The sequence below is a fragment of the Neisseria sp. HMSC068C04 genome, from assembly GCF_001810105.1.
In the GTDB taxonomy this organism is placed as follows: domain Bacteria; phylum Pseudomonadota; class Gammaproteobacteria; order Burkholderiales; family Neisseriaceae; genus Neisseria; species Neisseria flavescens_B.
Genome location: NZ_KV799973.1, coordinates 1 through 17,718, shown reverse-complemented (window position 1 = coordinate 17,718; position 17,718 = coordinate 1). Strand labels below are relative to the sequence as shown.

Annotated in this window: 15 protein-coding genes; 9 read left to right on the top strand and 6 right to left on the bottom strand. The window is 54.4% G+C overall.

What is annotated here, in order from left to right:
* Positions 1 to 88: 88 nt before the first annotated feature.
* The gene (locus HMPREF2700_RS07835) at positions 89 to 1,090 is read right to left on the bottom strand and encodes a thiamine ABC transporter substrate-binding protein (RefSeq protein WP_070591390.1); all 1,002 of its coding nucleotides are present in this window, start codon (positions 1,088 to 1,090) and stop codon (positions 89 to 91) included.
* A gap of 64 nt (positions 1,091 to 1,154) precedes the next feature.
* Between HMPREF2700_RS07835 and HMPREF2700_RS07830 the strand changes: the two genes are divergently transcribed.
* The 4 genes from HMPREF2700_RS07830 (at position 1,155) to glmS (ending at position 5,612) form a co-directional block, all read left to right on the top strand.
* A complete protein-coding gene (locus HMPREF2700_RS07830) occupies positions 1,155 to 1,802 on the top strand; it encodes a pyrimidine 5'-nucleotidase (RefSeq protein WP_070591388.1) in 648 nt (215 codons plus the stop codon).
* Positions 1,803 to 1,863: 61 nt separating this feature from the next.
* A complete protein-coding gene (locus HMPREF2700_RS07825; protein ID WP_039861930.1) occupies positions 1,864 to 2,139 on the top strand; it encodes a membrane lipoprotein lipid attachment site-containing protein in 276 nt (91 codons plus the stop codon).
* Between the two features lie 98 nt (positions 2,140 to 2,237).
* Positions 2,238 to 3,611: a bifunctional UDP-N-acetylglucosamine diphosphorylase/glucosamine-1-phosphate N-acetyltransferase GlmU gene (gene glmU, locus HMPREF2700_RS07820; protein WP_070591387.1), complete on the top strand. Its 1,374-nt coding sequence runs from the start codon at positions 2,238 to 2,240 to the stop codon at positions 3,609 to 3,611.
* 162 nt (positions 3,612 to 3,773) lie between these two features.
* The gene (gene glmS, locus HMPREF2700_RS07815) at positions 3,774 to 5,612 is read left to right on the top strand and encodes a glutamine--fructose-6-phosphate transaminase (isomerizing) (protein WP_070591385.1); all 1,839 of its coding nucleotides are present in this window, start codon (positions 3,774 to 3,776) and stop codon (positions 5,610 to 5,612) included.
* A 250-nt stretch (positions 5,613 to 5,862) separates the two neighbouring features.
* Here glmS and HMPREF2700_RS07810 read toward each other — a convergent pair whose 3' ends face one another.
* Positions 5,863 to 7,161, bottom strand: coding sequence for a M16 family metallopeptidase (locus HMPREF2700_RS07810; RefSeq protein WP_070591384.1), 1,299 nt, complete (start codon positions 7,159 to 7,161; stop codon positions 5,863 to 5,865).
* Between the two features lie 58 nt (positions 7,162 to 7,219).
* Positions 7,220 to 8,569 (bottom strand): M16 family metallopeptidase, encoded by a 1,350-nt coding sequence (locus HMPREF2700_RS07805; RefSeq protein WP_070591382.1) that lies wholly within the window; start codon positions 8,567 to 8,569, stop codon positions 7,220 to 7,222.
* Positions 8,570 to 8,762: 193 nt separating this feature from the next.
* Between HMPREF2700_RS07805 and HMPREF2700_RS07800 the strand changes: the two genes are divergently transcribed.
* Positions 8,763 to 9,941 carry a phosphoglycerate kinase gene (locus HMPREF2700_RS07800; protein WP_004519232.1) on the top strand — a complete coding sequence of 393 codons (1,179 nt, stop codon included), beginning with the start codon at positions 8,763 to 8,765 and terminating at the stop codon, positions 9,939 to 9,941.
* A gap of 133 nt (positions 9,942 to 10,074) precedes the next feature.
* Here the strand turns inward: HMPREF2700_RS07800 and yccS are convergent, their stop codons facing one another.
* The 3 genes from yccS to HMPREF2700_RS07785 form a co-directional block, all read right to left on the bottom strand.
* Entirely contained in the window at positions 10,075 to 12,240 is a 2,166-nt protein-coding gene (gene yccS, locus HMPREF2700_RS07795; protein ID WP_070591381.1) for a YccS family putative transporter, read from the bottom strand.
* A 163-nt stretch (positions 12,241 to 12,403) separates the two neighbouring features.
* On the bottom strand, positions 12,404 to 13,633 hold the full coding sequence (locus tag HMPREF2700_RS07790; RefSeq protein WP_070591380.1) for a PilT/PilU family type 4a pilus ATPase: 1,230 nt from the start codon (positions 13,631 to 13,633) through the stop codon (positions 12,404 to 12,406).
* Between the two features lie 86 nt (positions 13,634 to 13,719).
* Complete coding sequence (locus HMPREF2700_RS07785; protein WP_070591378.1) at positions 13,720 to 14,766, bottom strand: type IV pilus twitching motility protein PilT; 1,047 nt, start codon at positions 14,764 to 14,766, stop codon at positions 13,720 to 13,722.
* Between the two features lie 117 nt (positions 14,767 to 14,883).
* On the opposite strand from HMPREF2700_RS07785, the gene HMPREF2700_RS07780 reads away from it, so the two are divergent.
* The 4 genes from HMPREF2700_RS07780 to dksA all read left to right on the top strand — a co-directional run bounded on the left by HMPREF2700_RS07780 (position 14,884) and on the right by dksA (position 17,663).
* Complete coding sequence (locus HMPREF2700_RS07780) at positions 14,884 to 15,579, top strand: YggS family pyridoxal phosphate-dependent enzyme (RefSeq protein WP_070591376.1); 696 nt, start codon at positions 14,884 to 14,886, stop codon at positions 15,577 to 15,579.
* A 76-nt stretch (positions 15,580 to 15,655) separates the two neighbouring features.
* Positions 15,656 to 16,453 (top strand): pyrroline-5-carboxylate reductase, encoded by a 798-nt coding sequence (gene proC / locus HMPREF2700_RS07775; protein WP_070591375.1) that lies wholly within the window; start codon positions 15,656 to 15,658, stop codon positions 16,451 to 16,453.
* A 2-nt stretch (positions 16,454 to 16,455) separates the two neighbouring features.
* On the top strand, positions 16,456 to 17,013 hold the full coding sequence (locus HMPREF2700_RS07770) for a hypothetical protein (protein WP_070591374.1): 558 nt from the start codon (positions 16,456 to 16,458) through the stop codon (positions 17,011 to 17,013).
* A 233-nt stretch (positions 17,014 to 17,246) separates the two neighbouring features.
* A complete protein-coding gene (gene dksA / locus HMPREF2700_RS07765; RefSeq protein WP_070591372.1) occupies positions 17,247 to 17,663 on the top strand; it encodes an RNA polymerase-binding protein DksA in 417 nt (138 codons plus the stop codon).
* Positions 17,664 to 17,718: the final 55 nt, after the last annotated feature.

Genomic DNA, 17,718 nt, shown 5'->3' with positions numbered 1-17,718 from the left:
GCACTTGAAATCCGAATCTAAGGCCGTCTGAAAAACTAATGATTTGGTTTTTCAGACAGCCTTTAATCTTTCTTAAATCTTTTTCAGCTTAACGTAAAACGGTTTTGCTCCAACGGCTCACCCATTGTTTTTGTTTGGTGTTGATGTCGGCGCGGTTGGGGGAATCGCTGTGTTTCGGGGTTTGGGCAAACTCGAATACTTTGGGCAGCGGCGTGTTTTTGGCAGCCGGATAGACCCACATTTCGGCAGGCAGGGCTTTTTGCACTTCGCCGCTTTGCAGCCAGCTCACCAGTTTGGCCGCCAGCTCGGGTTGTTTCGCACCTTTTAAAACGGCCGCGCCTTCAACTTGGCGGAATGTGCCGCCTTTGAGGAAGAGGTTGCCGGTGGGCGGGGTGCTGTATTTGCCTTTGGAGTAGTGGACTTCGGCCGCCGGGCTGGTGGCATAGCTGACCACGAGGGGATAGGCGCCGCCGTTTTGGGTAAAGTCGGTGTAGTAGGCTTCGCTCCAGCCTTTGGCGACTTTCACGCCGTTTTGGCGCATTTGCGCCCACCATTTGAACGCACCTTCTTCACCCATGCCGCCGATGTTGGCCAAGAGGAAGGAGAGGCCGGGCGAGGATGTGGCGGGAGACGGGGTCACCAGAAGGTTTTTATATTCCGGTTTGGTCAAATCTTGCAGGGTTTGAGGCAGGGGCAGTTTTTTCTGTTCAAACCATTTTTTGTCGTAGTTGATGGCGACATAGGCGTAATCGACGGCCAGCGCATCGGGCAGGGAAGCGGTTACGGGTGCGGATTTGGGTTGGCTGGCGGCGAGGATGCCGGCGGCTTTGGCTTTGCCGATGTTGGCGTTGTCCAAACCGTAAACCGCATCGGCAATCGGGTTGGCTTTGCTCAAAATCAGCTTGTTGAGCATTTCGTTGCCGCTGCCTGCCTTGATGACGGACACTTTGGCATCGTTGGCTTTTTCAAATTGCGCGATGACGGATGGGGGCAGGCTGAAGGATTTGTGCACGGCCAAACGCACTTCGGTTTGGGCGTACAGGTTTGCCGAAGCCAGTAACAGGGCCAAGGCGGACAATTTCAGTTTCATTCTCTTTCCTTTGTGCGGGTAAAATACGAAATATCATAACAAAATCTGCATATCAAGGCACGATATGAATCATTCCCCCGTTTGGCTGTTTGACCTCGACAACACTTTGCACAATGCCGAAGCCGGCATTTTCTACATCATCAACCGCGCCATGACCGAATACATGGCAGGCCGTCTGAAACTTTCCGAAGAAGCCGCCTCCCATCTGCGCCAAGATTATTGGCACCGATACGGTGCGACGCTTGCCGGTTTGCAAATCCACCATCCCGAAGTCGATATCGATGAATTTTTGCGTGAAAGTCACCCACTTAAGCAAATTTTGGCAAAGGTGGAGGGTATGGATGGAACTGATGACGTTTTAGGCCGTCTGAAAGGGCGAAAAGCCGTATTTTCCAACGGGCCTTCGTTTTATGTCCGCGCATTGGTTGAAGCCTTGGGCTTGGAAGCGCATTTTGACGGCTTGTTCGGCACGGACGACTTCGGCCTGCTCTACAAACCCAATCCACAAGCCTATCTCAACGTCTGCCGCCTGTTGGGTGTCAAACCCGAACAGTGCATCATAGTGGACGACAGCGCCGACAATCTGCACCAAGCCAAAGCCTTGGGCATGAAGACTGTTTGGTACGGCGAAAAAGCCCATCCGTTGTCATTTGCCGACGGCATAGCGAAAGATATGCAGGGTTTGCTTGAATTTTGCACAAAACTGCCGTGAAATTTTTAAAAATCAAGTACAATACACGGTATTGACGACATTTAAAAACAAGGACAACATCATGCGTAAACTCGCTTTAATCCTGACCGCCGCCGCCGTTTTGGCCGGTTGCTCTTGGGAAACCTACACCAACGAATCCGGCCGTACCGCCGTACGCCAAAAATATGCTACCGGCACACCCATCGTTTATCAGGACGGTACTTATTCTAAAAACATGAATTACAACCAGTTCCGCCCAGAGCGCCGCGCCGTCCAATCCAATCAAGCGGAACACGCTGAACGCGGCCAAAACTGGCAAAAACCGCAATTTGCCAACCAACAGCCAGCAACCGAATAACAATATCCCCAAGGCCGTCTGAAACGGAGTGAAAAACAATCAACACTTGTTGTCACACTTTTCAGACGGCCTCAAACAACGACAACGGAAACCGTATCATGGCTCAGACAGCTTTAAATATCGTCATCCTCGCCGCCGGCAAAGGCACGCGCATGTACTCCAAAATGCCCAAAGTGCTGCACCGCATCGGCGGCCTTCCCATGGTTGAGCGCGTTATCGACACCGCCGCCTCCCTGAATCCCCAAAACATCTGCGTCGTCATCGGCCACGGCAAAGAGCAAGTCTTGGACACCGTTAAACGCGATGTTGTTTGGGTTGAACAAACCGAACAGCTTGGTACCGGCCACGCCGTCAAAACCGCCCTGCCGCACCTTTCCGCCGAAGACCGCACGCTGGTGTTGTACGGCGACGTCCCCCTGATTGACGCCGCCACCCTCGAAACCCTGCTCGAAGCCGCAGGCAACGAAGTCGGCCTGTTGACCGACGTGCCCAACGACCCGACAGGCTTGGGCCGCATCATCCGCGACAGCAACGGCAGCGTAACCGCCATTGTCGAAGAAAAAGACGCCGATGCCGCCCAAAAAGCCGTGAAAGAAATCAATACCGGCATTTTGGTTTTGCCCAACGCCAAACTCGAAGCTTGGTTGAACAGCCTTTCCAGCAACAATGCCCAAGGCGAATATTATCTGACCGACCTCATCGCCAAAGCCGTTGCCGACGGCATCAAAGTTCATCCCGTCCAAGTCCGCGCCTCCCATCTGGCCGCAGGTGTGAACAACAAACTCCAACTGGCCGAACTCGAGCGTATTTTCCAAACCGAACAGGCGCAAGAATTGCTCAAAGCAGGCGTAACCCTGCGCGATCCGGCACGTTTCGATTTACGAGGCCGTCTGAAACACGGACAAGATGTCGTGATTGACGTCAACGTCGTCATCGAAGGCGAAGTCGAACTCGGCGACAACGTTGAAATCGGTGCCAACTGCGTGATCAAAAACGCCAAAATTGGTGCCAACACCAAAATCGCCCCATTCTCCCATTTTGAAGGTTGCGAAGTCGGCGAAAACAACCAAATCGGCCCATACGCCCGTTTGCGTCAGCAAGCCAAACTGGCTGACGACGTACACATCGGCAACTTCGTCGAAGTCAAAAACGCCACCATCGGCAACGGCACCAAAGCCAACCACCTCACCTACATCGGTGATGCCGAAATCGGCAGCAAAACCAACTTCGGCGCCGGCACGATTATTGCCAACTACGACGGCGTGAACAAACACAAAACCGTCATCGGCGACGAAGTACGCATCGGTTCAAACTGCGTACTGGTTGCCCCCGTTACCCTCGGCAACAAAGTGACGACAGGCGCGGGCAGCGCGATTACCCGCAACTGCGAAGACGGCAAACTCGTTCTTGCCCGCTCCCGCCAAACCGTCATCGAAGGCTGGGTGCGTCCGGAAAAAGGCGATAAGAAGTAAGGGTGATCTTTGTATTTGTTTTCAGACGGCCTTGAGAAACAAAAGGTCGTCTGAAACCCAGATTTGCCGTTTCAATGAATATAAAACGGCATTTTCCGACTGCCGCTTTCGGGAGCCGGAGCAGCAGTCATTTTTTCAAACTTTTGATACTAAGGAACTTATATGTGCGGTATCGTAGGTGCTATTCGCGCCAATCACAATGTAGTCGATTTTCTGACCGACGGTCTCAAACGCCTTGAATACCGAGGCTACGATTCGTCGGGTATCGCCGTCAACATGGACGGCAAAATCAAACGCGTCCGCCGTGTCGGCCGTGTGCAGCTGATGGAAGATGCAGCACGCGAAAAAGGCGTGTTCGGACACATCGGCATCGGCCATACCCGCTGGGCAACCCACGGCGGCGTAACCGAACCCAACGCCCACCCCCACATCTCCGGCGGCATGATTGCCGTCGTTCACAACGGCATCATCGAAAACTTCGAAGCCGAACGCGAACGCCTCAAAGCCTTGGGTTACACCTTCGAATCGCAAACCGACACCGAAGTCATTGCCCACAGCGTCAATCACGAATACACCCAAAACGGCGGCAAACTGTTTGAAGCCGTCCGCGCTGCCACCGCCCGTTTCCACGGCGCATATGCCATCGCCGTGATGGCGCAGGACAAACCCGAAGAAATGGTCGTTGCACGCATGGGCTGCCCGCTGTTGGTAGCCTTGGGCGACCAAGAAACCTTTATCGCGTCCGACGTATCCGCCGTGATCGCCTTTACCCGCCGCATCGCTTACTTGGAAGACGGCGACATCGCCCTGCTGAACGCAAACGGTATCGAAAAACTGCTCGACAAAACCGGTGCGCAAACCGAACGCGCGATTAAAGTGTCCGAATTGTCTCTGGCTTCTTTGGAGTTGGGCCCATACAGCCACTTCATGCAAAAAGAAATCCACGAGCAGCCCCGCGCCATCGCCGATACTGCCGAAGTCTTCTTGGACGGCGGTTTTGAACCTGAAAACTTCGGCGCGAATGCACGCGAAGTGTTCGACGATATCCACAGCATCAAAATCCTTGCCTGCGGTACGTCCTACTATGCCGCGCTGACCGCCAAATACTGGCTCGAATCCATCGCCAAAGTGCCGACCGACGTGGAAATTGCCAGCGAATACCGCTACCGCGACGTGATTGCCGATCCGAAACAATTGGTCATCACCATTTCCCAATCCGGCGAAACCTTGGATACCATGGAAGCCCTGAAATACGCGCAGTCTTTGGGACACAAACACAGCCTGTCCATCTGCAACGTTATGGAATCCGCCCTGCCGCGCGAGAGCGAATTGGTGCTGTATACCCGCGCCGGCGCAGAAATCGGCGTCGCCTCTACCAAAGCGTTCACCACGCAACTGGTTGTCTTGTTCGGCTTGGCCGTTACCTTGGGCAAACAGCGCGGTCTGGTTTCCGACGAACAATCGCGTGAATACGTCGAAGAATTGCGTCAACTTCCGGGCAGCATTCAGCACGTTCTCAATCTTGAGCCGCAAATCGCCGCTTGGGCGCAAAAATTTGCCAAGAAAACCAGCGCACTCTTCTTGGGCCGCGGCATCCACTTCCCAATCGCCCTTGAAGGCGCATTGAAGCTGAAAGAGATTACCTATATCCACGCCGAAGCGTATCCTGCGGGTGAGTTGAAACACGGCCCGTTGGCATTGGTGGACGAGAACATGCCCGTTGTCGTGATTGCCCCGAACGACAGCCTGTTGGACAAAGTAAAAGCCAATATGCAGGAAGTCGGCGCACGCGGCGGCGAACTCTTTGTCTTCGCCGATTTGGACAGCAATTTCAACGCCACCGACGGCGTGCACGTCATCCGCGCCCCGCGCCACGTCGGCGTACTCTCGCCGATCGTGCACACCATCCCCGTGCAGCTCCTGTCCTACCACGCCGCCCTCGCACGCGGTACAGACGTGGACAAACCGCGCAACTTGGCTAAATCGGTAACGGTTGAGTAAGCAATAAACCGGTTACAAAAGGCCGTCTGAAACCTGTTTCAAGGTTTCAGACGGCCTTTATATTTGTCGGTTTCAGTAATAGAAATGCTATTTATGATGTCTTTGTTTCCATTATAAATGTACAACAACAGCTGATTGTGACCAATATTTTATTGATTAAAGTTGCCTCTGATGACAAGATCAGCAAACCGACAGAGTAACAACAGGCCGTCTGAAAAATCTTTCAGACGGCCTGTTGTTTTAAAGCGTTTTATTCTGCACCGACAACGACGGTGTTGAGGTCTTTGAATTTGACGCGGCGTTGCCATGCGTCGCGGACTTGTTCGACGGTCAGGCTGTTGATGGCTTTGGGGTAGGCTTCCAAGTAGTCGTTGGGCAGGTCGTAGAGGCCGATCAGGCTCAGGTAGTTGAGCAGTTTGTCGTTGGAGTCGTAGCGCAGGGGGAAGCCGCCGACGATGTTGGCTTTGGCCTGTTTCAGCTCGGCTTCGGTCGGGCCTTCGGCGATAAACTGTTCAATGACGGCTTGGGTGTCAGCCAGTGAGGCTTTGGTGTTTTTCTTTTGGGTGGAGTAGGAAACGGTAAACGTGCCTTCTTCTGTCGCCGGGGCGAGGCTGCTGTATACGCCGTAGGTGTAGCCGTGTTGGTCTCGCAAAACTTTCATGAGGCGGCTGTCGAAACCGCCACCGCCGAGGATGTAGTTGCCGGCAACGAGGGCGTAATAGTCGGGGTCATGGCGTTTGAAGAGGGAAGTGCCGAGCAGGATTTGTGCCTGTGTGCCGGCAAAGGGGATGTCGCGGCGTTGGGCGGTTTGTTTGGGAACGGGCGGGATGGCGTGGGTTGCGGTGGCTTTGGCCGGCAGGTCTTTGAGGACGCGCTCGACCAGTTGCTCTGCCTGTTTGCGGTTGAGGTCGCCGACGATAGCGACGATGGCGTTGTCTTTGCCGTAGTGGGTGCGGTGGAAGGCGCGGATGTCGTCCAGACTAACGCGTTTGAGGCTGTCAACGGTTACATTTGCGCCGCTGCCGTAGGGGTGGTTCGGGTAGATGAGCTTGGTCAGTTCGCGCATGGCGGTGTAGTCGGGGGTGGTTTCCTGTTGTTGCAAGCCGGTAATGGATTGGATTTGACGGCGGCGGAAAACGGCTTCGTCAAAGCGCGGACGGGTCAGCGAGTGGTTGAGCAAGTTGGCGGCTTTGTCGCGGATGTCGGCTTTGCTGAGGCTGCGGAAGCCTGCGGATGCGCTTTCGGCATTGCTGTCGCTGCTGATGTGCGCGCCGATGTTGTCGGCTTGGGCATTGAAGGCTTCTTCGTCCAGCTCTTGGGTGCCGTCGGTCAGGAGGGCGGCAGTAAATTCGGCAACTTGGCTTTTGCCGTCCGGATTGGCGACGCTGCCTGCGCCCTTGAAGCTGACTTCAAGGTCGATGATGGGGTTTTCGTGGCGTTCGACAAGGAGGATTTGGGTGCCGTCGCGGTTGCGCCAGCGTTGGATGTCGGTGGCGGCTTGGACGCTTAAGGGCAGGAGGAGGGCAAGGGCGAGCAGGGTGGGTTTCATGTTGTGGCTTTCTGTTAAGGCCGTCTGAAAGGGTATGGGCTTTCAGACGGCCTGATGTTTATCGGCGTTTGGCAGTTTTTTTGCTTGGCGCGGCGGTAGGTTTTTGCGGCTCGATGATGACGGTGCTCATGCGCTCGTCGGTCAACATCCGGGCGGCGGCCTGTACTTCTTGCGCGCTGACTGCCTGCAGGCGGCGGTGGATTTCTTGTTCGTCGGTATATTGGAAACCGCGCGCTTCGAGGCGGCCCATCATGGAGGCTTGGGAAGACATGGAGTCTTTGGCGTAGATTTCGCTGACCGCTGCCTGGGTTTTGACGCGCTGCAATTCTTCTTCGGAAACGCCGTGGTCGGCAATGTCTTTGATTTCTTGGCGCAACTGGGCAATCAGAGTATCGGTTTTCACGCCTTCGGCAGGCATGGCCATTACGCTGAACAGCGGCATTTCACGGCTGATGATGTCGTAATGCGTTCCTGCGTTCAATGCGGTTTGCTTGCCGCGCACGAGGTTTTTGTCAAAACGGCTGGACGCGTTGCCTGCCAAAATATCGGAGAGGACGTCGAGGGCAAAAGGCATCGTGTCATCGAATTTTTGGAGTTTCGGCACACGGAAGTTGATGGCAATCAGCGGCTGGTGTGTGACCGGAGAAGTGGCTTTGACCGTAACAGGCTTGCGCAAATAGGGTTCGGTATGGAGCTTGTTGCGCGGCGGCTGGGCTTTGGCCGGAATATCGCTAAAGAGTTTGGCGGCCGTCTGAAGCGTTTGTTTGGCATCGACATCGCCGACAATGACCAATACGGCATTGTTGGGTGCGTAATATTGTTTGTACCACGCGCGCAGGTCGTCGGCTTTTAGGGTGTGCAAATCTTTCATGTAGCCGATGACGGAGGCGCGCATGGACGGTTGGGTAAAGGCGGCAAGATAGGCTTGTTCCCACATTTTGCCGTCGGCCGTGTCTTCCGTGCGTTGGCGGCGTTCTTCACGGATGACGTTCATCTCGTTGAGGAATTCTTTGTCGCTGAAGTTGAGGTTGTGCATGCGGTCTGCCTCGAGCTTCAGAATCTCGGGCAGGTTGGCGGCGGCGACGTTTTCGTAATACACCGTTTCATTGCGGCTGGTGTAGGCATTGTTTTGTCCACCCAGCTCGGACACGCGGCGGTTGAACTCGCCGGAGGGAACGTCTTTCGTGCCTTTAAACATCATGTGTTCCAAAGCGTGGCTCAGGCCGCTTTTGCCCGGTTTTTCATCCACGCTGCCGATTTTGTACCAAATCTGCGAAACGGCCACAGGCGCGCGATGGTCTTCTTTGACGATGATTTTCAGACCGTTGGGCAGGGTTTCAGAAAGCGTCTGCGCCCATGAGGCGGCAGGCAGCGCGAAGGCAAGCATTAAAGCAATTCGGCGTAACATGGTTTAATCCGTAAAATGAAAATCAATCGCCAAAGTATAGCGGAAAATCTGAAAGATTGGCCGAATGTTTCAGACGGCCCGGGCTTTATCTGCTGATTCACATCAAGCGCGGCCGTTGCCAATCTTTACCGTCGCGCCTCATTCGCGGATAATCCCAAACATTCCCGTTTCCAACCATCACAAAGGAATCATCATGGCATTTTTGAAACTGACCGAACAAAATGTTCAAGGCAAAACCGTTCTGATCCGCGCCGATATGAACGTACCGTTCAAAGACGGCAACATCAGCGACGACACCCGTATCCGCGCTTCGCTCGCATCCATCAAATACTGCTTGGACAACGGCGCGTCTGTGATCGTGATGACCCACCTCGGCCGTCCGACCGAAGGCGAATTCCATCCTGAAGACGATGTGGCGCCTGTTGCCGCGCATTTGGGCAAACTGTTGGGCAAAGACGTGAAAGTATTGAACGACTGGCGTGAAAACAAACCGACCTTGAACGCCGGTGATGTTGTGATGTTGCAAAACGTGCGCATCAACAAAGGCGAGAAGAAAAATGACTTGGAGCTGGGCAAAGCCTACGCTTCTTTGTGCGACGTGTTCGTCAACGACGCATTCGGTACCGCCCACCGCGCTCAAGCTTCGACTGAAGCCGTTGCCCAAGCCGCACCGGTTGCCTGCGCCGGCGTACTGATGGCGGGCGAACTCGACGCTTTGGGCAAAGCCCTGAAACAACCGGCTCATCCGATGGTCGCCATCGTTGCCGGCAGCAAAGTGTCTACCAAACTGACCATCCTCGAATCTTTGGCCGACAAAGTCGACCAACTCATCGTCGGCGGCGGCATTGCCAATACCTTCCTGTTGGCAGAAGGCAAAGCCATCGGCAAATCTTTGGCCGAACACGATTTGGTGGAAGAATCCAAAAAAATCATGGCGAAAATGGCGGCTAAAGGCGGCTCTGTTCCGCTGCCGACCGATGTGGTTGTCGCTAAAGCCTTCGCCGCCGATGCGGAAGCGGTGGTGAAAGACATTGCCGACGTTGCCGAAGACGACATGATTTTGGACATCGGCCCGAAATCCGCCGCTGCTTTGGCCGATTTGCTCAAAGCTGCCGGTACGGTCGTATGGAACGGCCCGGTCGGCGTGTTTGAGTTTGACCAATTTGCCGGCGGTACCAAAGTATTGGCCGAAGCGATTGCCCAAAGCGATGCGTTCTCGATTGCCGGCGGCGGCGACACTTTGGCGGCGATTGCCAAATTCGGCGTAACCGATCAAATCAGCTACATCTCTACCGGCGGCGGCGCGTTCCTTGAGTTCTTGGAAGGCAAAGAGTTGCCTGCTGTTGCTGCTTTGGAAAAACGCGGCGCATAATCGGTTTTAATATCGATGGCTGAATAAAGGCCGTCTGAAATCTGGAAATCAGGTTTCAGACGGCCTTTTGTTTTGGTTTTTATTCGAGTAAGTGTTTAGCTGGACTCAACGCCGATGATGGGCAGACTTGTTGCTAAACAGGCTGGAAAGTGTCCGGCTCTTTTCCGACGGCCTCTACGTCGGCTTGTCGGTGCAATGCCTGATAGCACGGGGTAAGCTGGCGGATGATCAGGTCGAGCTGGTGTTTGAGGATGTGGTCTTGCTGCGCTTGTGTGTTTTGTTCAAGCTCGGCAAATTCCTGACGGATTTGGGTCATGGCCGTTTCAAAAGCCTCGGGGTCGGTTTGGGGCATTTGGGTCAGCAACTCGGCGATGTGATGGGTCAGCTTGGCATAGGGCGCAAAGCCGTCGTTGCCGTCGATTCGGACTTGATCGCGGTATGCGCCGAGCGCGGAAATGTGGCCGGTCAGCGCATAGCTGGTTTTGAGCAGGGTAAAACCGTCTTGCAGGCGGTCTTGGTATTTTTTTGGGTTGCTGCTCATGTCGGACAGTGTGCTGCTGAGGGCGGCGATGCTTTCGTGGGCTTGGCGGCGGGTGAGGCGGTAGTCGAAATCGTCGCGGCTGCCGTTTTGCAGCTGGTCGAGGATGGCGTCGAGATAACGGCCGTTGGCAGTGATGGTTTGGGCGGCGGTGTGGCTGAGGGTGAGGTAACGCCAATCGGGCCAGAGGTAGGTGGCGGCGGCCCATGCGATCACGGAACCGACGATGGTGTCGATGATGCGGATGGGCATGGCGTGGTACACGTCCAAACCGGCAAGCGAGAGGCTGGTCAGGGCTTGGATGGTGATGAAGAAGGTGGAGAAGCTGTATTTGTAGCTTCGGGTCATGAAAAACAGGGTGGTGCTGGCGATGACAATCCAGAGCTTAGTTTCAACGGACGGGGTGAAGTAGGGGACGAGCGAACCGACAATCACGCCGAGAATCGTGCCGGCAATGCGTTGGTACACGCGGCTTTTGGTGGCGGTGTAGTTGGGTTGGCAGACGAAAAGTGCGGTCAGCAGAATCCAGTAGCCGAGGTTGAGATGGAGGATTTCGACAATGATGCAGGCTGCGGCCACGACGATGGAGAGTCGGGTGGCATGGCGGAATACGCTGGAGTCGAAATTGAGTTGGCTGAGGACGGTCTCGCCGATATTGCGGAATTTGGTGTTTTCAAGGGCGGCGATGCGGGTGTCGGCGTTGTCGTTTTCGGCAAGGGACGCATCGTTTTGCAGTTGCCGCAGTTGGTAATCGACGCTGCTGAGGTTGTCGAGCAGGCGGCGGATGTTGTGGAGGTTGGCATTGTCGGCATGGGTCTCGGCAAAATGGCTGAGGGATTGGCGGCAGCCTTCCATAGCGCGGCCGAGGCGTTTGCTGTATGCGTAGGGTTTGTTGTTGCGCAGGGTGGCGGCAATGTTGCGGCACGCCTGGCCCTGCATTTCGAGCAGGCGGCGGATGCGGAAGATGAGGTCGGTATTTTTGAGCTGCTCGGCCATTTCGCTGTAATCGACGTGGGCGGAGCTGATGCGTTCGTGCATGTCTTGCGCGCTGAGGTAGTAGCGCAGCATTTTGGCGGTGCGCGGATGGCGGTGTTGGCCGCGTAATCGGTAGAAAAGTGCGGCACGGCATTGGTTGAAGGCGGTAATCACGCCGGTGTTGCTCATGGCCAGGTCGATTTGGCGGTTGCCCAGCCATGCGGCTTCGTCGGGGTCGAAAAAGTCGGCTTTGGCATCGAAGTAGTTGCTGAGTGCGTCGTAGGCGTTGGCAACGGTTTCTTGGACGGGACGGTGGGGCAGGATGATTTGGAAGATCAGGGTGTTGACGCTGTATAGGACTGTGCCCAGCAGAATCATGACGGGACTGGTCAGCCAGTAGCTTTCGGGGGTGTAGGTCAGCGTGGTGTAGGTGGCGACGGCGAGCGCACCGAAGGCGATGGTGCGGTATTTGAGGCCGACGGTGCCGAGGATGGTGAAGCCGAAAGTCATCAGGGTCATGGCCAAGATGAAGGGAACGCCTGTGCCGATGGTGCTTTGGGCAAGTAGTGAGGAGAGGGTAAACAGGGCGATGGTGATGACGATGTTTATCAGACGGCCTGTGAGGCGGTTGTCCAAATCGACCAAACCGCCGGCAATAATGCCGAGTACGAAGGGCATGGCAAGTTTGGGGGTGTTAAAGTGCCAAACAAGGGTGGCGGCGATGAATACGCTGGCGAAGACGGGTAGGGAGGCAATGATCAGAGGTTTGAGCGGCGGGGTGTTCATGGTTGGGTTGTTTTATTTGTTATGAGATGAATGATTGGATTTTAACAGGATTTTCAGTCGGTTTCAGAATGCTTTAAATGAGATAAGGCCGTCTGAACGGATACGGCGAAATGCTTGATTTCGTTTCCACATCTGTTCAGACGGCCTTGTTTGGCCTGCGTCATCAGGTCATCAGGTTGAGGTCGCTGATGCGGTCGTAGAGACGCTCGGTATTGTTGCCTTCGTCATGCATTTGAATGCGCAGGCGCAAATCGTTGGCGGACACCGCTTGGCGCAGGGCTTCGCTGAGTTCGATTTGGCCTTGTGCGTAGAGGTTGAAGAGGTTTTGGTCGAACGTCTGCATGCCGTTGTTGCCGGAGCGTGCCATCAGGTCGCGGATTTCCAGCAATTCGCCTTTGAAAATCAAGTCCTGCATGGCCGGAGTGTTGAGCAGGAGGTCGGCAACGGCCGTGCGTTGGCGGTTTTTCTTGACGACGAGGCGTTGGCCGATGATACCGACGAGGTTTAACGCCAAATCCATCAAAACCTGTTGGCGGCGGTCTTCCGGATAGAAGTTGATGATGCGCTCGATGGTTTGGGAGGCTGTGCTGGCATGGATGGTAAACACGCACAGATGGCCGGTTTGAGCCAGTTGGAGGGCGTATTCCATGCTTTCTTCGCTGCGGACTTCGCCGATACAGACGACATCGGGCGCTTGACGCATGGCGCTTTGAACGGCGATTTTCCAGTTGTCGGTATCGATGCCGATTTCGCGCTGGGTGAAGATGCTGCGGCAAGGTTTGTAGATAAACTCGATGGGGTCTTCAATGGTAACGATATGGCCGGGCAGCTTTTGGTTGCGGTAGTTGAGCATGGAGGCCATGGTGGTGGATTTACCCGAACCGGTCGGACCGGCGAGGATCAGCAGGCCGCGCGGCGCAAGGGCAAGCTCTTGGAGCTTTTCGGGCAAGCCGAGGGTCTTCATCTCGGGAATGTCTTGGCTGACGCGGCGCAATACCATGCCGACGCGGCCTTGCTCGTGGTAGGCGTTGACACGGTAGCGCGTGTTGCTGCGCGATTGGACGGAATAGTTGATTTCCCAGTCGCGGTTGAAGGCTTCGAGCTGGTCGGGGTTCATGGTGGATTCGGCGATGGCGGCGGTGTCCGCGCCGGTCAGCGCTTTGTGGGGCATGGGCGTGAGGGTGCCGCCGACTTTGATGGCAGGGGGAAAGCCAGCGCTGATGAAGATGTCGGACGCGTTGCGTTTTTCGGCCTCTTCACACATGCGGTCGAGCAGGGGATGAAGATGCGTGCCGATTTCGGCCGGGGTGGGGATGTGCGGTGCTTGGTTTTTTTGTGAGTAGGCTTGCACCATTTCGCTTAACAGGTCGTGCAGAGGGGCGAGGTCGCTCATGATGATTCTCTTTAAAACGGGTATTCGGTCAGGCTGAAAGGCCGTCTGAAAACGGGATGATGGGGTTCAGACGGCCTGAGTATGGTTTAGAAAACAGAGAGGTTTTCGATGTTTTGTGCTTTACTGCGTGCCAGCTCTGGGCTGATGGTGCCTTGGCGGACCAGGGTCTGCAGGGCTTGATCGAGGGTTTGCATACCGTGGGCCTGACCGGTTTGGAGGGCGGCGTTGATTTGGGCGATTTTGTTCTCGCGGATGAGGTTGCGCACGGCCGGTGTAGAAATCAGGATTTCGTGTGCGGCGACACGGCCGTTGCCGTCGCGGGTTTTCAGCAGGGTTTGGGAAATGATGGCGCGCAAGGATTCGGACAACATGGAGCGCACGATTTCTTTTTCGCCTGCGGGGAATACGTCGACAATACGGTCGATGGTTTTGGAGGCGCCGGTTGTGTGCAGCGTACCGAAAACCAAGTGACCGGTTTCGGCGGCGGTCAGGGCGAGGGAGATGGTTTCAGGGTCGCGCATCTCACCGATCAAAATCACGTCGGGGTCTTCGCGCAGGGCGGAACGCAGGGCGTTGGTGAAGCTGTGGGTGTGCTGATGCAGCTCGCGCTGGTTGATGAGCGCCTTTTTGCTTTGGTGGACGAACTCAATCGGGTCTTCGATGGTCAGAATGTGGGCCGGTTGGGTTTCGTTGATATAGTTGACCATTGCCGCCAGCGTGGTGGATTTACCCGAACCGGTCGGGCCGGTCACCAAGACCAAACCGCGCGGATTTTCGGCAATTTTTTGGAAAATGCGCGGCGCACGCAATTCTTCCAGCGTCAGGACGGTGCTCGGAATGGTACGGAATACGGCGGCCGGGCCGCGTTCGGTCATAAAGGCGTTGACGCGGAAACGGGCAACATTAGGCAGCTCAAATGAGAAATCGACTTCAAAATCCTGTTGATAGAGCTTGCGCTGGTGGTCGTTCATGACCGAGGTAATCATGGTGCCGACTTCTTCCGAGCTCATCTCGGGCAGGTTGATGCGGCGGATGTCACCGTGTACGCGTATCATGGGGGAAATGCCCGAACTCAAATGGAGGTCGGAGGCTTTGTTTTTCACGCCGAACGCGAGTAAGTCGGTAATCTGCATAATGTGGCCTTGTTTTAGTTTAGAATAATAAAATCGCTTTATTTTAAATAGATAAATCCGTTCGACCAAGTAAAATTTTCAAAATGCCGAGTGATGAACGGGTTAAAGGAGAAAACCATGTCGGTATTGCAACAAAACTATCAGGACGTATGCCGGGTGCTTGAACAGGCGGCTGAGGCTGCCGGTCGGCCTGCGGATGCGGTGAAGCTGGTAGCGGTCAGCAAGACGTTTCCGGCAGACGATATTCGCGAAGTGTATGCGGCCGGCCAGCGCGATTTTGGCGAGAACTATATTCAGGAATGGTTTGAAAAAACGGAAACGTTGGCCGATTTGCCGGATATTGTTTGGCACGTTATCGGCGATGTGCAGTCTAATAAAACCAAATTTGTGGCCGAACGCGCACATTGGGTGCATACGATAGGCCGTCTGAAAACGGCGCGGCGCTTGAGCGAACAAAGGCCGTCTGAAATGCCGCCGTTGCAGGTGTGCATTGAAGTGAACATTGCCGCGGAAGAGGCAAAACACGGCGTGGCACCCGATGAAGCGGTTGAACTGGCCCTTGAAGTGGCCAAGTTGCCGAATATTAAAGTGCGTGGATTGATGTGTGTGGCCAAGGCCGACAGCAGCGACGATGAGTTGCGCAGCCAGTTTCATACCATGCAACGGCTGTTGGCTGAGCTGAACGCGGCAGGCGTCGAAGCAGATGTTTTGTCTATGGGTATGTCCGGCGATATGCCAATCGCGGTAGAATGCGGCGCAACCCATGTCCGCATCGGCAGCGCGATTTTCGGCAAGCGGCATTATCCTCAATAAAAGTAATAGGCCGTCTGAACAGGGCAGACAGCAGTTTCAGACGGCCTGATCGATATCACAAAGGAGTGACATATATATGAATATCTATTTTCTCGGCGGTGGCAATATGGCGACTGCCATTGCAGGCGGTTTGGTCAAACAAGACGGCTATCGTGTCCACATTGTCGAACGCGGCGCCGAAAGACGAGCGCAACTGGAGCAAGAATTGGGTGTAGCCACTTCTGAAAATCTGCCCGAATTGAGTGCGGACGATGTCCTCATTCTCGCCGTCAAACCGCAAGACATGCAGGTAGCCTGTCAAAACATCCGTTTGAATGGCGCGCTGGTGTTGTCCGTAGCTGCAGGTTTGTCCATCGATACCCTCAGCCATTATTTGGGCGGTACACGCCGTATCGTGCGCATCATGCCCAATACGCCGGCCAAAATCGGTTTGGGCGTATCCGGTATGTTTGCCGATGCAGGCGTTTCAGAAGCAGACCGTACAGCTGCAGACGGCATCATGCGCTCTGTCGGCACGACCGTTTGGCTGAACGAGGAAGAGCAACTCCACAATATTACCGGCATCAGTGGCAGCGGCCCTGCCTATGTTTTCTATCTGTTGGGCGCACTCCAAAATGCGGCTTTGGCACAAGGTTTCAATGAGCAAGATGCACGCGAACTGAGCCTCGCCACATTTAAAGGCGCAGTGGCTTTGGCCGAACAAACCGGCGAAGCATTCGCACAATTACAGCAAAACGTGACTTCCAAAGGCGGCACGACACACGAAGCCATCGAAACCTTCAAAGCCCATCACGTTGCCAAAGCCATCGAACAGGGCGTAGAAGCCTGTGTCAAACGTTCGCAAGAAATGGCGCAACAATATAAGGCCGTCTGAACATGCGCGGCGACTTGCTCTTATTATTGGCAGACGCTATTGCCATCCTGTGTATCACACGCTTTTTGCTCCGATACGCAGGATTGGCAACAGAGCACCCCCTGCTCAAATTCAGCATACAGGCAACAGGCTGGCTGACCAAACCTTGGCAAAAAGCATTTCCATCCGGCGAGAAAACCGATTGGTACTGCCTGCCCGCAGGTTTTCTGGTGTACTACCTTGCCTGTACCGCCATTATTTTCATCTCGCCGGCGCTGTCCATCAGCAATAAGCTGATTTTGGCAAATTTCTGGTTTGCCGTACTCCATATGCTGAAAGCTGCGGCCTATACATTACTTATCGGTCTGATTATTAGAATGGTGTCCGGCATACAAGGCCGCTATTCGCCGTTGACTTATGCCATCGAACGAATCCTGCAGCCATTGCTCAAACCGTTTTCCTTCTTACGCGTAGGGCGATACGATTTTTCAGGCAGTTTGTTGGCACTCTTATTATGGTTGTGGCTGGCCCGATGGTTTCCCCAACTTATCCAGCAAACCAACCTATGGTTGCTTCAATAGGCCGTCTGAAAGCGCAGCAGGTATTAACGACCAAAAATACAACGTCCTAAAAAGCGCTTTAATACATTTAGGTGTAAGGTAGTGCAAAAAAGTGCAAATCGAAATATAAAGAACAAATGAATAGGTAAAACATGATATGATTCGCCCAATTTCCAAAACGGAAATTTAAGAAAACCCAATAAAAGCAAACCCGTAGCATCCAAATCATTAACAACAAACCGAAAGCAGACACCATGGCAAAGCTGACAGAACAAGATATTTTAAACTGGGATGGTCCTGAAGAGGACTACATGAACAGCGACCAATTGGCCTTCTTCCGCGAACTACTGGTTAAAATGCAAGAAGAACTGATTGAAAATGCAAACACCACTACCGGCCATCTTCAAGAGCACGAATCCGCCCCCGATCCTGCCGACCGAGCTACCCAAGAAGAAGAGTACGCTTTAGAACTGCGCACTCGCGACCGCGAGCGTAAACTTCTCAATAAAGTTCAAGCGACTCTCCGCAGCATCGACGAAGGTAATTACGGTTTCTGTGCCGATACCGGCGAACCCATCGGCCTCAAGCGCCTGCTGGCACGTCCGACCGCGACATTGTCCGTAGAAGCGCAAGAGCGCCGCGAACGAATGAAAAAACAGTTCGCCGACTAAAAATATAAAGATAGAAACCTCAAAAGGCCGTCTGAAAGAGCAATTCAGACGGCCT